Annotated in this window: 18 protein-coding genes; 10 read left to right on the plus strand and 8 right to left on the minus strand. The window is 63.4% G+C overall.

Annotation, left to right across the window (positions count from 1 at the left end; translation table 11 throughout):
- Window positions 1-83: 83 nt before the first annotated feature.
- A complete protein-coding gene (locus FE782_RS15780) occupies window positions 84-677 on the minus strand; it encodes a TetR/AcrR family transcriptional regulator (RefSeq protein ID WP_138195186.1) in 594 nt (197 codons plus the stop codon).
- A 168-nt stretch (window positions 678-845) separates the two neighbouring features.
- Between FE782_RS15780 and FE782_RS15785 the strand changes: the two genes are divergently transcribed.
- Both FE782_RS15785 and FE782_RS15790 read left to right on the plus strand, forming a co-directional pair.
- Window positions 846-1,475, plus strand: coding sequence for a DUF2306 domain-containing protein (locus tag FE782_RS15785; protein WP_138195187.1), 630 nt, complete (start codon window positions 846-848; stop codon window positions 1,473-1,475).
- Window positions 1,476-1,565: 90 nt separating this feature from the next.
- Window positions 1,566-2,231 carry a SanA/YdcF family protein gene (locus FE782_RS15790; RefSeq protein ID WP_138195188.1) on the plus strand — a complete coding sequence of 222 codons (666 nt, stop codon included), beginning with the start codon at window positions 1,566-1,568 and terminating at the stop codon, window positions 2,229-2,231.
- 9 nt (window positions 2,232-2,240) lie between these two features.
- On the opposite strand, the gene FE782_RS15795 is transcribed toward FE782_RS15790, so the two are convergent.
- The 4 genes from FE782_RS15795 to FE782_RS15805 form a co-directional block, all read right to left on the minus strand.
- Window positions 2,241-3,011 carry a CPBP family glutamic-type intramembrane protease gene (locus FE782_RS15795; protein ID WP_138195189.1) on the minus strand — a complete coding sequence of 257 codons (771 nt, stop codon included), beginning with the start codon at window positions 3,009-3,011 and terminating at the stop codon, window positions 2,241-2,243.
- A gap of 110 nt (window positions 3,012-3,121) precedes the next feature.
- Complete coding sequence (locus tag FE782_RS32315; protein WP_158299414.1) at window positions 3,122-3,283, minus strand: hypothetical protein; 162 nt, start codon at window positions 3,281-3,283, stop codon at window positions 3,122-3,124.
- Window positions 3,280-4,161 (minus strand): 3'-5' exonuclease, encoded by an 882-nt coding sequence (locus FE782_RS15800; RefSeq protein ID WP_138195190.1) that lies wholly within the window; start codon window positions 4,159-4,161, stop codon window positions 3,280-3,282. Before FE782_RS15800 ends, FE782_RS32315 begins: the two co-directional genes overlap by 4 nt.
- Before the next feature lie 125 nt (window positions 4,162-4,286).
- On the minus strand, window positions 4,287-6,035 hold the full coding sequence (locus tag FE782_RS15805) for an alpha-glycosidase (protein ID WP_138195191.1): 1,749 nt from the start codon (window positions 6,033-6,035) through the stop codon (window positions 4,287-4,289).
- Window positions 6,036-6,241: 206 nt separating this feature from the next.
- Here FE782_RS15805 and FE782_RS15810 point away from each other — a divergent pair, with 206 nt between their 5' ends.
- Window positions 6,242-6,877, plus strand: a complete 636-nt coding sequence (locus FE782_RS15810; RefSeq protein ID WP_138195192.1) for a bifunctional 4-hydroxy-2-oxoglutarate aldolase/2-dehydro-3-deoxy-phosphogluconate aldolase — start codon at window positions 6,242-6,244, stop codon at window positions 6,875-6,877.
- A gap of 88 nt (window positions 6,878-6,965) precedes the next feature.
- Here the strand turns inward: FE782_RS15810 and FE782_RS15815 are convergent, their stop codons facing one another.
- Window positions 6,966-7,334 (minus strand): hypothetical protein, encoded by a 369-nt coding sequence (locus tag FE782_RS15815; RefSeq protein ID WP_138195193.1) that lies wholly within the window; start codon window positions 7,332-7,334, stop codon window positions 6,966-6,968.
- A 162-nt stretch (window positions 7,335-7,496) separates the two neighbouring features.
- Here FE782_RS15815 and FE782_RS15820 point away from each other — a divergent pair, with 162 nt between their 5' ends.
- The 3 genes from FE782_RS15820 to FE782_RS15830 are packed head-to-tail and all read left to right on the plus strand — an operon-like array spanning window position 7,497 to window position 10,108.
- A complete protein-coding gene (locus FE782_RS15820; RefSeq protein ID WP_138195194.1) occupies window positions 7,497-8,279 on the plus strand; it encodes an ABC transporter permease in 783 nt (260 codons plus the stop codon).
- Window positions 8,276-9,067, plus strand: coding sequence for an ABC transporter permease (locus FE782_RS15825; protein WP_138195195.1), 792 nt, complete (start codon window positions 8,276-8,278; stop codon window positions 9,065-9,067). Before FE782_RS15820 ends, FE782_RS15825 begins: the two co-directional genes overlap by 4 nt.
- A 42-nt stretch (window positions 9,068-9,109) precedes the next feature.
- A complete protein-coding gene (locus FE782_RS15830; protein WP_138195339.1) occupies window positions 9,110-10,108 on the plus strand; it encodes an ABC transporter ATP-binding protein in 999 nt (332 codons plus the stop codon).
- Here the strand turns inward: FE782_RS15830 and FE782_RS15835 are convergent.
- Window positions 10,081-10,743: a LysE family transporter gene (locus FE782_RS15835; RefSeq protein ID WP_138195196.1), complete on the minus strand. Its 663-nt coding sequence runs from the start codon at window positions 10,741-10,743 to the stop codon at window positions 10,081-10,083. The two genes, FE782_RS15830 and FE782_RS15835, sit on opposite strands and share 28 nt — an antisense overlap.
- Window positions 10,744-10,821: 78 nt before the next feature.
- On the opposite strand from FE782_RS15835, the gene FE782_RS15840 reads away from it, so the two are divergent.
- From FE782_RS15840 to FE782_RS15855, 4 genes are all read left to right on the plus strand, one after another.
- Window positions 10,822-11,250: a hypothetical protein gene (locus tag FE782_RS15840; protein WP_138195197.1), complete on the plus strand. Its 429-nt coding sequence runs from the start codon at window positions 10,822-10,824 to the stop codon at window positions 11,248-11,250.
- A gap of 80 nt (window positions 11,251-11,330) precedes the next feature.
- The gene (locus tag FE782_RS15845; RefSeq protein ID WP_138195198.1) at window positions 11,331-12,227 is read left to right on the plus strand and encodes an RNA polymerase sigma factor; all 897 of its coding nucleotides are present in this window, start codon (window positions 11,331-11,333) and stop codon (window positions 12,225-12,227) included.
- Between the two features lie 31 nt (window positions 12,228-12,258).
- Window positions 12,259-12,840 carry an ATP-dependent Clp endopeptidase proteolytic subunit ClpP gene (clpP, locus tag FE782_RS15850; protein ID WP_138195199.1) on the plus strand — a complete coding sequence of 194 codons (582 nt, stop codon included), beginning with the start codon at window positions 12,259-12,261 and terminating at the stop codon, window positions 12,838-12,840.
- A 760-nt stretch (window positions 12,841-13,600) separates the two neighbouring features.
- Entirely contained in the window at window positions 13,601-15,793 is a 2,193-nt protein-coding gene (locus tag FE782_RS15855) for an alpha-galactosidase (RefSeq protein ID WP_138195200.1), read from the plus strand.
- Window positions 15,794-15,877: 84 nt separating this feature from the next.
- On the opposite strand, the gene FE782_RS15860 is transcribed toward FE782_RS15855, so the two are convergent.
- The gene (locus tag FE782_RS15860) at window positions 15,878-17,200 is read right to left on the minus strand and encodes a hemolysin family protein (protein WP_138195201.1); all 1,323 of its coding nucleotides are present in this window, start codon (window positions 17,198-17,200) and stop codon (window positions 15,878-15,880) included.
- Window positions 17,201-17,281 lie beyond the last annotated feature (81 nt).

The following is a 17,281-nucleotide window of genomic DNA, read 5'->3' on the forward strand; positions in this document are numbered from 1 at the left end:
GGGTCGCCGGAGGGCGGCCTCCCTTTTCTATTCGGGCAAATTCGGGGGTGGGAGCGTAAATAGGGAACATTGGTTTTCCCTATTCAGGCGCGCATGAAACTCCGAAGCAGCGCCTCCGTGAACTTCATGTTTCGAGCGATCGGCGCGTTGCTGCCCGTCAATCGGCTGGCCATGATGGCGCCTTCCATCGAATCGACGAGGAACGAGGCGAGTTCGGCGGCGTCGAAGTCAGGGCGCAGCTCCTTGTCGCGAACGCCGCGCTCGAGGATCGACGCGACGAATCGGACCATGTCCGCATACGCCTCGGCGGCCTTCTGCCGCAGCTCGGGGAACGTGCCGTCGCTTTCCACCGCCGTGTTCAGCAGCGGGCAGCCGCCCGGAATCGGCGGGTCGTCGACGGCGTCCTGATAGATCGCGGCCAGCTTCATCAGCTTCTCGAGCGTGCTCGTCCCCTCGCGTTCGGCTTGGACGAACGCCTCTTGCAGGATCCGGCCCGCCCGTTCGAAGGCGGCCAGCACGATCGCTTCCTTCGTGTCGAATCGGCGATAGATGGCTCCCTTCGGAAGTCCGGTGGCCTGCATGATGTCCCCGATAGACGTTGCGGCGATGCCTCTCGTATTAAACAAAAGCATGGCCCGATGAATAATGAGTTCTCTGGTTTCGTCCGGCTTCTTCATGTTTTCCATCCTCCCGTCGGGCGACTCTATCCATAATATTGTCACGAATCGCCCGGAGTTGTCTATTTTCAATGGAGCGGCGGTGACCTATAATGAAGGTTGTAACGGACCGGACGGTCCGGTCCGAAGAAAAGTATACATAAAATCTACGAAGGATGGTATGCCCTTATGAAAACTCGAACGGAACGGAAACCCGCCGCCGCCGTCGCGCTCGCGGTCGCCGCATTTCTGTGGATCATGCACACGATCACGAAAAACTTCGTGTCCGATCCCGAATTCGTCAAGCTGATCGCCGCGAGGGACGCCTTCGCCGCCGACCCGTCGGTGTGGCTGTTCATGCTCCGGGCGCATATTTTGCTCGCCGTCGTTTCGCTCGTCGCGGGGCCGATCGGCGCGATGCGGCGTTTCCGCCGAAAGTCGATCGCCTGGCATCGATGGAACGGCCGGGTGTACGTCGTCTCCGTCGCGCTGAATTTCATCCCTGGGCTGTACGTCGCCTGGTTCGCGCCGGGAGCGCCGACGGTCGCGGGCTTTCTTGTCCTGAACGCGCTCTGGCTCGCGACTACCGGTCTAGGGTACGTCCATATTCGCCGCGGCAACGTCGCCAAGCATTCGCAGTGGATTACGCGCAGCTTCTTCCTTACGTACGCCAATCTGACCATTCACGTGCTGCTGCCGATCGGCCAACACGCCGCGGGTCTTCCTTATTCGACTTCGTATGCGATCGCCGTGTGGGGAAGCATGCTGCTCAATTTGGCGCTGGCCGAGGTCGCGCTCCGCAAGAAATGGCTGACGTAACGGAAGACGCTCCGCCCGCGGCGAAACTTTCCGGCCGGACGCGGCGTCTGTTTCTTAGGACAACAGACGGACGGAGAGGGAGAACGGGGAATGAAGCTGTTTTGGAAAAGGGTCGCGCTCGCAGCGGCGATCGCGGGCGTGGCGGGCGTCGGGGCGCTGGGCGCGATCAACGCGCGGGTCGACGCGGCCGCAAAGGCGTATATGACGGAGCCGGAGCGAGCGCCGATGGCGGAGGCGATCGTCATTCTCGGCGCGCGCGTGTATTCGGAGACGCACGTATCGCCGATGCTGCACGACCGGCTCGAGCAAGGGTTGGCGTTGTACCGCGCCGGCAAGGCGCCGAAAATCATCGTCAGCGGCGATAACGGACAAGAGGAATACGACGAGGTGAACGCGATGAAGCGGTTCCTCGTCGATCGGGGCGTGCCGGAGAAGGACATCTTCATGGATCATGCCGGGTTCAGCACATATGAGAGCATGTACCGGGCGCGGGACGTCTTCGGCGTGAAGAAGGCGATCGTCGTGACGCAGAGCTACCATCTGAAGCGGGCGGTCTACGTCGGCCGGGCGCTCGGCGTCGACGCGTACGGCGTCGGCAGCGACCAACGCGAGCATCCCGGAGCCGAACGGCGCGAAGCGCGGGAAATTCTCGCGCGAGCGAAGGACTTCCTACTTGTGCATACGACGCGCCCGGAACCGACGTACCTCGGGGAGACGTACGCGATTACGGGCGACGGTCGGTTAACGCACGACTAGGCAAGGCGCTTACCCGAGGATCGCGTGCAGGACGATATCCCCGACCATATGGGCGACGATGGCGTACTCGAGCCCCTTCTTCCAATATAACGCTCCGAAGAACATCCCCGCGATCGCGTTCACGAACACGATGCGGACGACGAGGACGGTCGTCACGTCGGCGAACATCGCCGGGGCGGCCGCCAGATGGCCGACGCCGAACATGACGGCGGCGAAGACGATGCCGGCGACGTAGATCCAGGCCGGCTTCCGCTCGGCCTTCCTCGCGAACGTAACGCCGAGCAGCCACACGACGAACGACATCACCCCGAATCGCATCCACAGCTCTTCGTTAATGCCCCCGTAAAACATCGTGAGCATGCCCGCCCAGAACGGAACGACGTCTTCGCCGGACTTGGACGCGAGCAGCGCCGGCAAGTGCGGCTGGAACAGCGCGTCTACGCCGACCGTGAGCGCGATCGCGACCGCGCCGACGGCGACGCTGAACAGCAGCGCCTTGGCGGTGAACGGCGCGCGGGCGCCGCCGGCGAGCCAGCCGGTCAGGTGAGGCGCGCCGAGACCGACGCGGCGGCCGAGCGTCAAACCGACGACGATCGCAAGCAAGCTGTTGATCGTCGAATTGATGACGGTAGTGACGTACAGTAACTCCTTTGTAAGGCCGGACTCCGGCGGGAGGACGGTCGTGTAGCCGAGGTAAGGAAGGACGGTGAGGCTGCCGACCCAAGTCAGGGAGAGCATGAATAAGATGAGCTTGCCGTTGGTGCGAAGGAACGTTTTCATAAAGAGGATCACTCCGGTCTATTATTATCAATATTTATATTATTATCATAAACGATAATAATAGTCAACCAAAAACCCGGCCGCATTCGTTCGCGGTCGGGTTCGAGGCGTTACTTTTCGTTTTTGATCTTATAGTCCGCGATGACCTTCTCGTTCACGAGGCCTTTCAGCGCGTTCCGGAGCTCGTCGGGGGAGACGTCTTTGTTCAGTCCCAGCCGCTCCTTCAACAAGGCGTACTCTTTGTCGTATTCGGCGTCGGTTTTTTTCTTCAACGTCGCGCCTCCCGGCTTTCCGTCGTCGTCTCCGCGGATGTTGCAGAGGTTGCGGATGTCGCGGCCGCCGCGCTACTCGCGCTCTCCGCGGTTTTCTGGGCCGCCGCCGGCGCCTTGCGCGGCTTCTGCGCTCTCGCGGCGACCTCCGCCGCGAAATACGCTTCGAGCTCCGCCGCCTTGCGCGGGTCGTCCAAGTTCACCTTATCCTTCAAGAACTTCTCGACGAGCACGTCCCACGTCTGCGGCTGCTTCTGGATCGCCATCGTCCGCACCGCGTTCTTCACCATTCTGCGTTCCTTGGCGTTCGAGTATACGTCCTTGTAATACTGAATGCGCTCGAAGTCGAGATGAGCGAAGACGGCGCGGAAGATGTCGCCGGTCATGCGCGCGTCGTCGAGCGCCCGGTGCGCCGAGCCTTCGTTCTGGATGCCGAGTTCGGCGAGCGCCGCTTCGACGCTGACGTCGTTCGTGACGTTCTTGTACCGAATGTATCCCTTCAGCAGATCGAAGTACGGGATGGCCGTCCAATACGCGTCGTCGAGCTTGTGCATGCGCGCGTCGAGCACGATGCGCTTCATATCCTCGCCGCCCCAGGTGACGAAGATGAATTCCTCGCTGCGGCCGAGCCATTCCCGGAATCGCGCCGCCGCGGCCGGGAAGCCGGGCGCCGCGTCGATCCCTTCCTGCGGGATGCCGGTCTTCTCCTTGATGAAGCTGTTCAGCTTCGAGAAATACACCGGCTTAACCAACGACGTGAACTCGTCCTTATATTGCAAAGCTTCGTCGAGCCGAACCGCGCCGATTTCGATGACTTCCATCGGCAGGTCGCTCGCGAACTTCCGCCCGTTGAATTCGATGTCGAGGATGATGTAATCCATGCGGGTGCCTCCGATTCTCTTTGCCCTTGTTCCTGCGTAACCCCTATATTGTATCAGAAAATCGACGGTTTTAGGGGATTAATGGTAGGGTTCGCAAAAAGACGGAAAACCAACCGCGCCGCTCGTTACTCCGCGGCATCCCGCAGGACGGCGTATCCGTACGCCGGCACGGTCAGGCGCCCGGCGACGAGCGCGGCGCCGGAAGCGGCGAAGGCCGTCGTCCAGCGGCCGCCCTCGAGCTCCGGAAGCGGGAACGCCGCTTCCGCTTCGCCGCGGTTCAACGCGACGACGAACCGCTCGTCCGCATCGGCGCGCTCGTAGAGCACGCGCCCGTCGCCCGGTTCCGCGAGCAGGAACCGGATCGAGCCCGCGCGCAGCGCCGCGTGCGCGCGCCGAAGCCCGATCGCGTTCCGGTAGAACGCGAACAGCTCTCGATCCTGCGCCGCGGGATCCCAGACCATGCACCGTCGGCAGTCGGGATCGCCCTCGCCGACCATGCCGACCTCGTCGCCGTAATAGATGCACGGCGCGCCGAGGAAGGTAAGCTGGAACAGCACGGCCAGCTTCAGCTTGCGCGCGTCCTCGCCGCAAATCGTCAGCAGGCGAGGGGTGTCGTGCGAATCGAGCAGGTTGAACATCGCCTCGTTCACCTGCCGCGGGTACGACGCGAGTTGCCGCTGGATCGCGTCCGCGAAGCCGCGCGCGTCCAGCTTCTCCCTGGCGACGAAGTCGAGCACGGTGCCCGTGAACGGATATTTCATCGTCGCGTCGAACTGATCGCCCTGCAGCCACATCATCGCGTCGTGGAACATCTCGCCGAGAATGTAGCAGTCCGGCTTGGCGCCTTTCACGACCTCCCGGAAGCGCCGCCAGAACGCATGGTCGACCTCGTTCGCGACGTCGAGCCGCCAGCCGTCGATGCCGACTTCCTCGATCCAGTACCGCGCTACGCCGAGAAGATATTCCTGCACCTCGGGGTTCGCCGTGTTCAGCTTCGGCATGTGCTGTTCGAAGGCGAACGCGTCGTACGTCGGCACGCCGTCGATCCGCTCCAGCGGGAATTGCCGCACATGGAACCAATCGGCGTACTTCGAGTCGGCGCCCTTCTCCACGACGTCGAGGAACGGCGCGAACGTACCCCCGGCGTGGTTGAAGACGGCGTCGAGCATGACGCGGATGCCGCGGGCATGGCAGGCGTCCACGACCCTCTTCAACAAATCGTTGTCGCCGAAGTGGCGGTCCACCCGCAGATAATCCTCGGTGTCGTATTTGTGATTCGTGCGCGCTTGGAACAGCGGCGTGAAGTAAATCGCGTTCACGCCGAGCTCCGTCAGGTGATCCAGATGGTCCATCACGCCTTGCAAATCGCCGCCGAAGTAGTTGTACCATTCCGGCTTCTCGCCCCACGGGAGTACGTCGTCGGGATCGTTCGACGGATCCCCGTTCGCGAACCGCTCCGGGAAGATTTGATAAAACACGGCATCCTTCACCCAAGCCGGCGGGCGGAACAGCTCCGAGCGGTGCAGGAACGGAAATTCGAACAGGCCGAAGTGCTCGTCGGGGGCCGCGGGGGAGAACCCCTTTTCCGAAAACCACCACGTCTCGCCGTCCGCGTCCGTCAGCGCGAACGCGTACGCGAGCCTCCGGTACTCCGGCTGCACGTCGATCTCCCAATAGTCGAACAGCTCGTCCGAATACGCGAGGCGCATCGGCGCCGACCGCATCGCTTCGAACGGCTGGAACTTGTCCCCGTACTTCGTCTCGACGCTCGCCGCGTCGCCGCGCTTCGCGCGCAGCCGCAGCACGACCGTCTTCTCGTCGTACGCGAACGACCAATTCAGCTTCGGGCGATGGTACACCGCTTCCTTCAACATCAATAACGCCTCCTTATCGTGTCGGGCAACGCCGGACGCGCGAATCGCGCGAAGAACGCGAAAAACGCGACAAAGCACAACCGAAGCCGCATGAACGACGACGAGGTTGTACCTTCCCGCGAAAGGTAGCATTGCCTTCAAATTGCTTTCATCATAGCACAACCGCATGGTAAGATATAGTCACTTATAAGGAGGCGCTGGAACTCATGGATTTGTTACAGGTGATCGAGAACAACAAGATCGTAGCTATCTTCAGAGGGGTGTCGGGCGAAGGCGCGGATCGGGGAGCGGAGGCGCTCATCCGCGGGGGCATTAAGGTGCTGGAAGTGACGATGAACACGGAAGGAGCGATGACGTCCCTCGCGAACTGGCGGAAGAAGTACGAGGGCGAAGCGTTCCTCGGCGCGGGCACGGTATTGGATCTGGAGATGGCGAAAGAAGCGGTCGCGTCGGGCGCGCAGTTCCTCATCTCGCCGAACCTCGACGAAGACGTCGTTCGATACGGCATCGAGCAAGGCGTCGACGTATTCCCGGGCGTCATGACGCCGACGGAAATCGTACGCGCGTGGAAGGCCGGCGCGAGAGCGGTCAAGCTGTTTCCGATGGCGACGCTCGGCATTCAATATTTGAAAGATATTCGCGCGCCGCTCGACCGAATTCCGATGATCGTGACAGGCGGCGTCAACCTCGCCAACATCGCGGACTTCGTGAAGGCGGGCGTGGCGGGCGTCGGTCTCGGCAGCAATCTGGTGGACAAGAAGCTGGTGTCCGAGGGCAAATTCGACGAGCTGGAAGCGAACGCGCGCAAGTACGTGGATGCGGTCGCGGCGGCGATGCGCTAATCTTCGCAAAAAGCATAGAGAAAGCCGCTCAAGCGAGGGAACGGTTCCCTGCGCTTGAACGGCTTTTTTTGCTGTGCCGTTTCGTCGATTAAGAACGGACGAACAAGATGCCGAGCGGCGGACGGCGGGTCGAGATGATGCGGGCGACTTGGTTGTCGTTCAACCGGCGCCCGACGACGATCAGGGACGACGCCTGGTCGTTGAAGTCGCCGAGGTCGTTGACGACCGTGTTGCCGCGGTAGACGCGAGTCGCGCCGCGGAAGTTGTTGTCCGCGAACAGGATCATCGTCACGTCGTTGCTGTTCACGACGTTGCGGAGCCGGAAGCTCGACAATTGGTCGTTGAACCGGAACGCGTCGAAATCCCGGATCGCGATCCCCCCGCGCCGGAACACGATACGGCGGCCATTCAAGTTGTTGTCTGCGTGCAAAGAAAGTCTTACATCAATGTTTGCCAAAGTGGAATATCTCCCCTTTCGTTGCGAGATAGTGCATTGTATGTAAGTTTGCTAGGTTGGTATAGACGCATCGCGCGGTGTATCCGGCTATCTTTGCTCTTGCGGCGCCCGCCTCGGTCTGCTATGATGTTCTTCCGCTAGTTTCCAATTGGGGGGTGTTGCATGCTCTTCGCTACGCTGTTTCGGAAGTCGTATCGCGTCAATTTGCAATACCGGGCCGCCCACGCGGTGCGTTCGGTCACCAGTCTCATCTTCGGTTACGTCTACATCTCGATCTGGATCGGCCTCGGCGCCGACCACTCGCTCGGGGAATACGGCACGGAAGGCATGATCGCTTACATCGCGGCCAACCAGTCGATCCTCGTCCTCACCTTGTTTCTAACCTACGGTCTCGGCATCGAGACGCTCGTCCGCTCCGGCAACATCTCGCTCGAACTCATTCGTCCCGTCCACCTGTTCCCGCAGCTCGCCGCGAGGGAGTGGGGCAAGATCGGCTACAACTTCGTTTATCGCGCGCTGCCGATTTACGCCTTCTTCGCCGTCGTCTTTTCGATTCCGCTGCCGGAGCGACCGGCCACGTACGCGTATGCCGCCGCATCGCTGCTGATGGCGAGCTACATCAGCATCTGCGTCAACTATTTGATCGGGGCGATGTCGTTGTGGACGGGGGAGGCGCGGTTTTTGTATTGGCTGCATTACGCCGTCGCGATGGTCATCTCCGGATTTTTCATTCCGATCGAATGGCTGCCCGGCCCGTTGCAAGCGGTTGCGGCATGGACGCCGTATCCGTATATCCAATACGCGCCGGTGACGATCTGGCTTGAGACGCACGACGCGCCGGCCGCGGCGTTGGCGACGGCGTTCGGCTGGTGCGCCGCGTTCACGGCGCTCTCTTACGGAGTTACGGCATGGATGCGGCGGAAGGTGGAGGTGCAGGGCGGATGAGCGGATTGTCGCTGTACGTCAAGCTATTGCGCGCCAGCGTCCGAAGCCGGATGCAATACCGGTTCAACTTCGTGTTCACGTCGCTCGTCGCGGCGCTCATCTCGGTCGCGGACTTTCTGATGGTCGCGGTCGTGCTGCTGCGGTTCGATCACGTGAAGCAGTGGAACGTGTACGAGATCGGGTATTTGTACGCGGTCATCATTTTGGCTAAGATGCTGTACCGAACGTTCACCTCGGACGTGCATCATATCGAAAAGTATCTCGTCACAGGCGACCTCGACCAGCTCATGGTCCGCCCCGTCCCCGTGTTGTTCGGGCTCATGACGGCGAACGTCAAGCTGCTTCCCGGCGAGCTCGTGCAGGGCACAGCCGTGCTGAGCGTCTGCATCGGCGCGATGCTGCGATCCGGGCAGCTCGAGCCATGGGCGATTCCGCTGACGATCTACAGCATTCTCGTCGGCGCGGTCATCCTGTTCGCGATCGGCCTCGCGACCGCGACGGTCGGCTTCTGGACGACGCAGGTCGACGATCTGCAGTCGTTCACCGAGGACGCCGCCCGCAACGCGGGGCAGTATCCGCTGACGCTGTACCCGGATTGGCTTAAGGGCATCCTCCTCACGCTGCTGCCCGTCGGGTTCGTTAACTACTTGCCGGCGTTGTATCTATTGAAGGGAGAGCTCGGCCCGTGGGTGTTCGCGGCGACGGGGGGCGTCGCGGTTCTCGCGATGTGGCTGGCGCTGCGGTTTTGGCGGTTCGGCATTCGCCGGTACCAGAGTACGGGACATTAGGAACGTTTTCGGAAAATGAAGGGAGACTCGCATCGCATGGTCATGATCGCAGCGGAAGGGCTCGGCAAGACGTTCCGCCGGCCCGTCGTGAAGGAAGGGGCGTTCGCCGGCGTACGGTCGCTGTTCGCCAGGCAGTACAAAGAGACGGCCGCAGTGGCGGACGTCAGCTTTACGATCGAGCGGGGGGAATTCGTCGGGTACATCGGGCCCAACGGCGCCGGCAAGTCGACGACGATCAAGATGCTGACGGGCATCCTCCACCCGACGGCAGGGGAGGTGCGAGTCGCGGGGCGGTCGCCGCAGCGGGAGCGCCGGCACGTGGCCGGGCGAATCGGCGTCGTGTTCGGGCAGCGCAGCCAGCTGTGGTGGGACTTGCCCGTCCGCGACTCGTACGACGTGCTTGCGGCGATGTACAAGGTCGAGCCGGACGTCAAGCGGAAGCGGCTCGCCGAGCTGACGGAGCTGCTGCGGCTGGACGAAGTGATGGACTTGCCGGTGCGCAAGTGCTCGCTCGGACAGCGGATGCGGGCCGACCTCGCCGCCGCGCTGCTGCACGATCCGGACGTGTTGTTTCTCGACGAGCCGACGATCGGACTCGACGCGTTCGCGAAGCGAAGCATTCGGGAATTCCTGCGGTCGCTGAACCGGGAGTTCGGGAAGACGATCCTGCTGACGACGCACGACATGGACGACATCGAGACGTTGTGCAGCCGGGTCATGGTGCTGAATGGGGGGGCGCTGGCGTATGACGGATCGCTCGAGGAGCTGCGGGAACGGATCGGCCTGCCGAGCCGCATGACGCTGACGTTCGCGGGGGACGTCGACGCGGCCGCCTGCGCCGCGGCGTTCGGCGACGAGGTCGCGGTCGAGCGCGCGGACGGACCGCGCGTCGCGCTGGCGTTCCAACGCGAGCGCATCCGGCCGAAGCGCGTGCTGGACGCGGCTTCGGCGCTCGGGGACATCGTCGATATTCATATGGAGGAGCCGGAATTCGAGGACGTGATCCGGCGCATCTACAGCGGGGCGACGAACGACCGATAGCCGTCCAGGAACACGTCGACGGCGAAGTACAAGAACAGCGCCGCCGAGACGATCGAGATCGCGCGCACGAACGTCGGTCCGAGCCGCTTGCCGCTCGTCGAAGCGAGCAGCGCCATGCCGAGCGACCATAGGATCGACGCCGAGAAGAAGCCGGCTAGGAATGACGCGAGGGCGAGCGCGCCTTGGACGGGCGATTTCGCCACGACGCTGCCGCCGACGGTCGCGAACCATAGAATGGCGGTCGGCGACGCGATGGCGAGGCCCCAGCCCCAGAGGAACGAGCGCAGCGAGGAGCGGCGCGGGGCGGCTTGGCCGTTCGCGGCCGCGTCGCCTGCGTCCATCGACTTCGGCCGCATCGCGGCGCGGATCATCAGGGCGGCGAAGTACAGCAGCATGATCGTGCCGCCGACCCAGAGCGCCCAGCGCACCTCCGGGATGCCGAGCAGCAGCGCGACGCCGGTCGTGGCGAGCACGGCGTACGTCAGGTCGCCGAACGAGGAGCCGACGCCGATCAGGAACGACGGCCAGAAGCCGCGCTGAACGCCCTCGCGCACGATCGCTACGTTGACCATGCCAAGGTCGAGGCAGAGGCTTAAGGACAGGGCGAAGCCGGAAAAAAATAAGTGCCAGAGCATAAGTTGATTTTCACGGGCCTTTCATGACAGAATGGACTCATTATACATGCGGCGACGGAAGGGGACAATCGAAAAAAGATGGCGGACGCGTGGAAGAAATTAATGCTGCACAAGGCGAAACGCCCGCTGGCGCTGAATGTGCCGGGCGGCGATTACGAGAAGCTGCTGGGAAGCTTGCCGGAGGGTTCGGTCGTGGAAACCGAGCCGACCGGGGAGAACGGAGCGTACGACTTCGTCCACCTGTTCGTGACGAGCGTCGCGGAGCTCGAGGAGAAGGGGCCGCTCGCGCTCGCCGCGATTCAACACGACGGGGTGCTTTGGTTTTCGTATCCGAAGAAGACGTCGAAGATCAAGACCGACATCAACCGCGACGCCGGCTGGAAGATCGTGCGCGCCGCGGGCTACGAAGCCGTGACGCAGGTCGCGATCGACGAGACGTGGTCGGCGCTGCGCTTCCGGCCGGCGTCCGCGATCCCGACGCTCACCCGCAGCTTCACGAACGATTAAATTATTTGCGCCGCCCGTATCTTTTCGGGCGGCGTTTTCGTTACTATAAGCGTAACAGCAACTTTAAGGAGGGCCCTCCGATGATGCACGCTCTTGGCGCCGAAGAGACATCGTCGACCGGCGCCGCCGACGCGTTCGACCGCGCGGCCGCGCCGCTATTGCCGTCGCTGCAAGCTTATTGCCGTTCCGTCGCCCGGAATCGCTGGGATGCGGACGATCTGATGCAAGACACGTTGGAAAAGGCGTTCGCCCGGTTCGCGCGGACCGGCGACGCGCCGCTCACGAAAGCTTATTTGTACCGTATCGCATCGAATGCGTGGATCGACCGGCTGCGCCGCGCGCGGGAGAGCGTCCGTCCGGCGGAGTGGGCCGGCTGGGAAGCGCCCGCCCGCGCCGCCGCGGCCGAGGACGCCCGGGCCGACGAGGCGCTGGACGACGCCGCGCGGCGGCTCGCGGCGCTTACGCCGAAGCAGCGCACGGCGCTGCTCCTGTGCGAAGCGTTCGCGCTGCCGCTTACGGAGACGGCCGACCGGCTCGGCATGACCGTCGGCTCGGTGAAGTCGCTGCTGCACCGGGCGCGCGCGCGTCTTGGCCGCTCCGCCGACGCGGAAACGCCGCCGCCCGCTGCCGACGCCGCGGCGGTCGACGCGTACATCGACGCGCTGCGCCGCGGTTCGATCGACGCGGTCGTCGCGCTCGGCGCTTCGGCGGAGGCCGGCGCGGGGCCGTCCGCGTCGTCGCGGCCCGACGGCGGGCGCTTCGCCCGCTCGTCCGCTGGCGCGCTGCGTCCGCCCAGCGGCTTCGGGCCGCGCTCGACGACTCGCGCCGAGCGGACCGGCCGCCGCTCGGCCTTCGCCGGCGGGCGAGTCGTCGGCTTCGCCGCGACGAGCGACGGCGCCTGTGCCGCTGTGGCTCGTCCGGGCGACGCGCCGGTGCGCGTCCTGGCGTTCCGCGCGGGAGATGCGATAGCGGTTTGATTCCATTTTCTCGAAGGAGTTGACCGCCGTTATGGCTGCATATGTACCGATCGTCGTGGAACAGACGAATCGCGGAGAGCGTTCGTACGATATTTACTCGCGGCTGCTGAGGGATCGAATCGTATTTCTCGGCACCGAGGTGGACGACGTCTCCGCCAACGCCATCGTGGCGCAGCTGCTGTTCCTCGCCGCGGAGGATTCGGAGAAGGATATTCACCTGTATATTAATTCGCCGGGGGGCAGCGTCTCGGCCGGGCTGGCGGTGCTCGATACGATGCGCCATATCAAGCCGGACGTCTCGACGATCTGCATCGGCATGGCCGCCTCGTTCGGCGCGATGCTGCTGCTCGCCGGAACGAAGGGCAAGCGCTTCGCGCTGCCGCACGCCGAGGTGATGCTGCATCAGCCGCTTGGCGGGGCGCGGGGGCAGGCGTCGGACATCAAGATCCACGCCGAGCACATCCTGCGGACGCGGGAGCGGTTGAACGCGATGATCGCCGAAGCGACCGGCCAGCCGATCGAGCGAATCGAGAAGGATACCGATCGCGACTTCTACATGAGCGCCGAGGAAGCGCTCGAATACGGGATTATCGACAAGGTGCTGCGCCCGTAGCGCTCTTGTCGATAGGTACGCCGCGCGCCACGGGGGTTATCGCCCCTGCGGCGTTTTTTTGTGCGCGGGCGAGGGTAGGTCCGGGTTCGGGCCTGGCCGGGTCGGGTGGGGTTCGGGCCTGGCCGACTCGAGTCGAGTCGAGTTCCCTTCGCGGACTCCTTCTCCTCGTCTTCCCTTCGCTCAGCTGCGCAGAGGCGGTATGGCTATGACTGGCTGACTCAAGGGAACACGAGTACAAGGGGCGTGGGGAGCGAAGACAGCTGCGGCGGCCCCTGATAGAATCTGTTACCGCGGCAGTCTTTCGTGTCCTCGTGTTCGCTTTCACTCAGCTGCGCAGAGGCGGCATGGCTATGACTGGCTGACTCAAGGGAACACGAGTACAAGGGACGTGGGGAGCGAAGGCAGCTGCGACGGTCCCGGCCGACACTGAAGTACCTAAACCTCGCTAATCACCCAGCGGCTTTCACCCATTTGGTGGTGCGCCCGGGAAGTAACAAGTGTCTGGAGGTCGGCGGGGGAGGAGTGGTTGCTGCATGACGGTGCGAAATGTGCTGCATTGTGGTGCGGAAAATGCTGCATGGCGGTGCATTCGGGTCGGGGGCTAGTGTATGGCGGTCGGCGGGGACGGGGGGATTGCTGCGGTCGGAGTGGGAACTGCCCCTCCGGGGCGAAATGGTACGGTCTGCGACGATGTTGTCCGCTGTTCTCCTTGGGGCAGCTGTGCGATAATAGGCCCAGAGAAGAGGAGGAAGAGATCACAATGCCGATTATGTACGATGAAACGCAACGATTGTTCCACCTGCAATCGAAAGATTCCAGCTACATTTTCCGGATCGCGAAGGAAGCGTATCCGTCGCACGTGTATTGGGGCCCGAAGCTCGACGCGGCGCGGTTCCGCGGGCGGGTCGAGGCGACGGAGCGCTGCTCGTTCCACCCGAACTTCATCGCCGAAGACCGCACGTTCGCGTTCGACACGCTGCCGCAGGAGTACCCGTCGTACGGGACGGGCGATTATCGCGAGCCCGCCGTGCACGTCGCGTTCCCGAACGGAACGACGGTAACGGATCTGCGCTACGAGTCGCACGCGATTACGGCGGGGAAGCCGGCGCTGCCGGGGCTGCCCGCGACGTACGTCGAAGACGACGCCGAGGCGGAGACGCTCGAGCTCCGGCTGCGCGACGCGGTGTCCGGCCTCGTCGTCGTCCTGCAATACAGCGTCTTCGCCGGCTTCGACGCGATCGCGCGCTCGGCCCGCTTCGAGAACGAGGGCGCGGCGCCTGTCGTGCTGCAGCGGGCGCTCAGCGCGAGCGTCGACTTCGCGTCGGACGACTTCGACGTCCTGCAGCTGTCGGGCGCGTGGACGCGGGAGCGCTACCCGCACCGTCGCCCGCTTGCGCCGGGCATTTTGCGCGTCGACAGCAAGCGGGGCTCGAGCAGCCACCAGCAAAACCCGTTCCTCGCCCTGCTCGCGAAGGACGCGACCGAGCGCCGCGGCGAGGTGTACGGCTTCAGCCTCGTCTACAGCGGCAGCTTCGTCGCGCAGGCCGAGGCGGAGCAGTTCGGCACGTCGCGCGTCGGCATCGGCATTCAGCCGTTCGATTTCAGCTGGAAGCTCGAGCCCGGCGAGACGTTCCAGACGCCGGAGGCGGTGCTCGTCCGCTCCTCGGAAGGTCTCGGCGGCATGTCGCGCACGTACCATAAGTTGTATCGTACGCGGCTGTGCCGCGGCATTTTCCGGGACAAGGCTCGTCCGATCCTCGTGAACAACTGGGAAGCGACGTACTTCGACTTCAACGCCGAGAAGATCAAGCGCATCGCCGCGGCCGGCCAAGAGCTCGGCATCGAGCTGTTCGTGCTCGACGACGGCTGGTTCGGCCGCCGAGACAGCGACAACAGCTCGCTCGGCGACTGGGTGCCGGACAAGCGGAAGCTGCCCGAAGGGCTGGACGCGCTCGCGCGCGACATTACGGCGACGGGCATGGAATTCGGCCTCTGGTTCGAGCCGGAGATGGTGTCGCCGGACAGCGATCTGTACCGCGCGCATCCGGACTGGTGCTTGCACGTGCCGGACCGGAGCCGCACGATGGGACGGCAGCAGCTCATTCTCGACCTGTCGCGCCGGGACGTGTGCGACTACATCGTCGAGTCGGTGAGCGCGATTCTCGAATCGGCGCCGATCACGTACGTGAAGTGGGACATGAACCGCAACATGACGGAGATCGGCTCGGCGCTGCTGCCGCCGGACCGCCAGCGCGAGACGGCGCATCGGTACATGCTCGGCTTGTACGACGCGCTCGAGCGCATCACGTCGCGGTTCCCGCACATTCTGTTCGAGAGCTGCTCCGGCGGCGGCGGACGGTTCGATCCCGGGATGCTGTATTACATGCCGCAGACGTGGACGAGCGACGACACGGACGCGGTCGAGCGGTTGAAAATCCAATACGGCACGAGCATCGTCTATCCGGCGAGCGCGATGGGCGCGCACGTCTCCGCGGTGCCGAACCATCAAGTGCATCGTTCGACGCCGATCGAGATGAGAGGCCACGTGGCGATGTCCGGCAACTTCGGCTACGAGCTCGATCTGACGAAGTTCTCGGAAGACGAGAAGGACGCCGTGCGCGGGCAAGTCGCCCAGTACAAGGCGCTGCGGGAACTCATTCAATTCGGCGACTTCTACCGATTGAAGAGCCCGTTCGAAGGGAACGAGACGGCGTGGATGTTCGTCTCGAGCGACCGGAACGAAGCGTTCGCGGCGTTCTTCCGCGTGTTGGCCGCGCCGAACGCGCCGCTCCGCCGGCTGACGCTGCAAGGGCTCGACCCGCGCAAGGCGTACCGGCTCGAGGAGACGGGCGAGACGTTCGGCGGGGACGAGCTGATGCATTTCGGCTTGCCGGTGACGGGGCTGCGCGGCGACTTCCAGAGCAAGCTGTTCGTGTTCAAAGCCGTGGAGTAAGCAAGCGGTTCTAACGAAAAAGGTCCTCCGGTCCGAGCGTACTCGGACAAGAGGACCTTTTTCGATCGCAAGAGCCGCCGCTCTCTATCCGACTCCCAAAGCGCGAACCGGTTCGGCGCGCCGCCGCCGCACGAGAATGCGCGAGACGCGCAGGTTCTCGGTTTCCTCGACGACGAATTCGTATTCGCCTACGATGACCTTCTGGTGGATGCGCGGCGGGCTCTCCACGTTGGCGTACATCCAGCCGCCGATCGTGTCGTAGACGTCGGTGTCGATCGCCAAGGCGAAGTAATCGTTCACGTCTTCGATCAATAGCAGCCCGTCGATGGAGAACGTGTCGGGGTCCCTCTTTTCGATCGAGGCGCGTTCCTCGTCGAATTCGTCGTGCACTTCGCCGACGAGCTCCTCGATAATGTCCTCGAACGTGACGAGACCGGCGGTGCCGCCGTATTCGTCGATGAGGAGCGCCATATACGATCGCTTGCGCTGCAGCACCTTCATCAGCTGCGAGATCGGCATCGATTCCGGCACCTTCATGATCGGCCGAAGGAACGGTCGAAGGTCGGTCGCGCCGGACGTGTCGAGCAAATCCTTGATATGCACCATGCCGATGACGTTGTCCTTCTCCTCCACGCAAACCGGATACCGGGTATGCTTCTCCTCGACGACGATGCGCATGTTTTCCTGGAACGGACGGTCGGCGTACAGGCACACCATCTCGGTGCGAGGAATCATGATCTCGCGCGCGGTCGTATCCGCGAAGTCGAAGACGTTATGGAAGAGCGCCAGTTCGGTATTGTCGATATGTCCGCTCTTGTTGCTCTCCTTCACGAGAATGCGGATTTCGTCTTCGGTATGGGCCGTCTCGCTTTCGCTCGCGGGCTCCGTGCCGAGCAGCCGCAGCAGTCGGTTGGCCAGGCCGTTCAGCAGCCAGATGAACGGGTACATGACGCGATAAAACAGGTGAAGCGGCAGCGCCGTGACGAGCGTGACGCCTTCGGATTTGCGGATCGCGAGGGATTTCGGCATCAGCTCGCCGAGTACGATATGGAGGACTGTGATGAGGGAGAAGGCGATGGCGAATGCGAGCGGATGCAGCAGCGGATCGGGGATGCGGCCGGCGAAGGTCGTCTCCAGCCAGTTGGCGATCGTCGGCTCGCCGATCCACCCGAGGCCGAGCGAGGCGAGGGTGATGCCGAGCTGACACGCGGAGAGGTAGGCGTCCAGGTTCGAGGTTAACCGCCTCGCGATCCCGGCGCGTCGATGGCCTTGCTGTACGAGCGTGTCGATGCGGGAGCCGCGCACCTTGACGATCGCGAACTCCGCGGCTACGAAGAAGCCGTTCACAAACACTAAAATCGCAACCAGCGTCAAACCGAGCCATAGCGGTAAGGGTGAAGGGTCCACTCGCGTTTCCGCCCGCGCGTCGCATGTTCCCGTCCCGCGCGGACGGATCCACCTCCTCTAAGATAGTTACTATTCAGCCTA

It is taken from the genome of Paenibacillus antri (assembly GCF_005765165.1).
Taxonomy (GTDB): Bacteria; Bacillota; Bacilli; order Paenibacillales; family YIM-B00363; genus Paenibacillus_AE; species Paenibacillus_AE antri.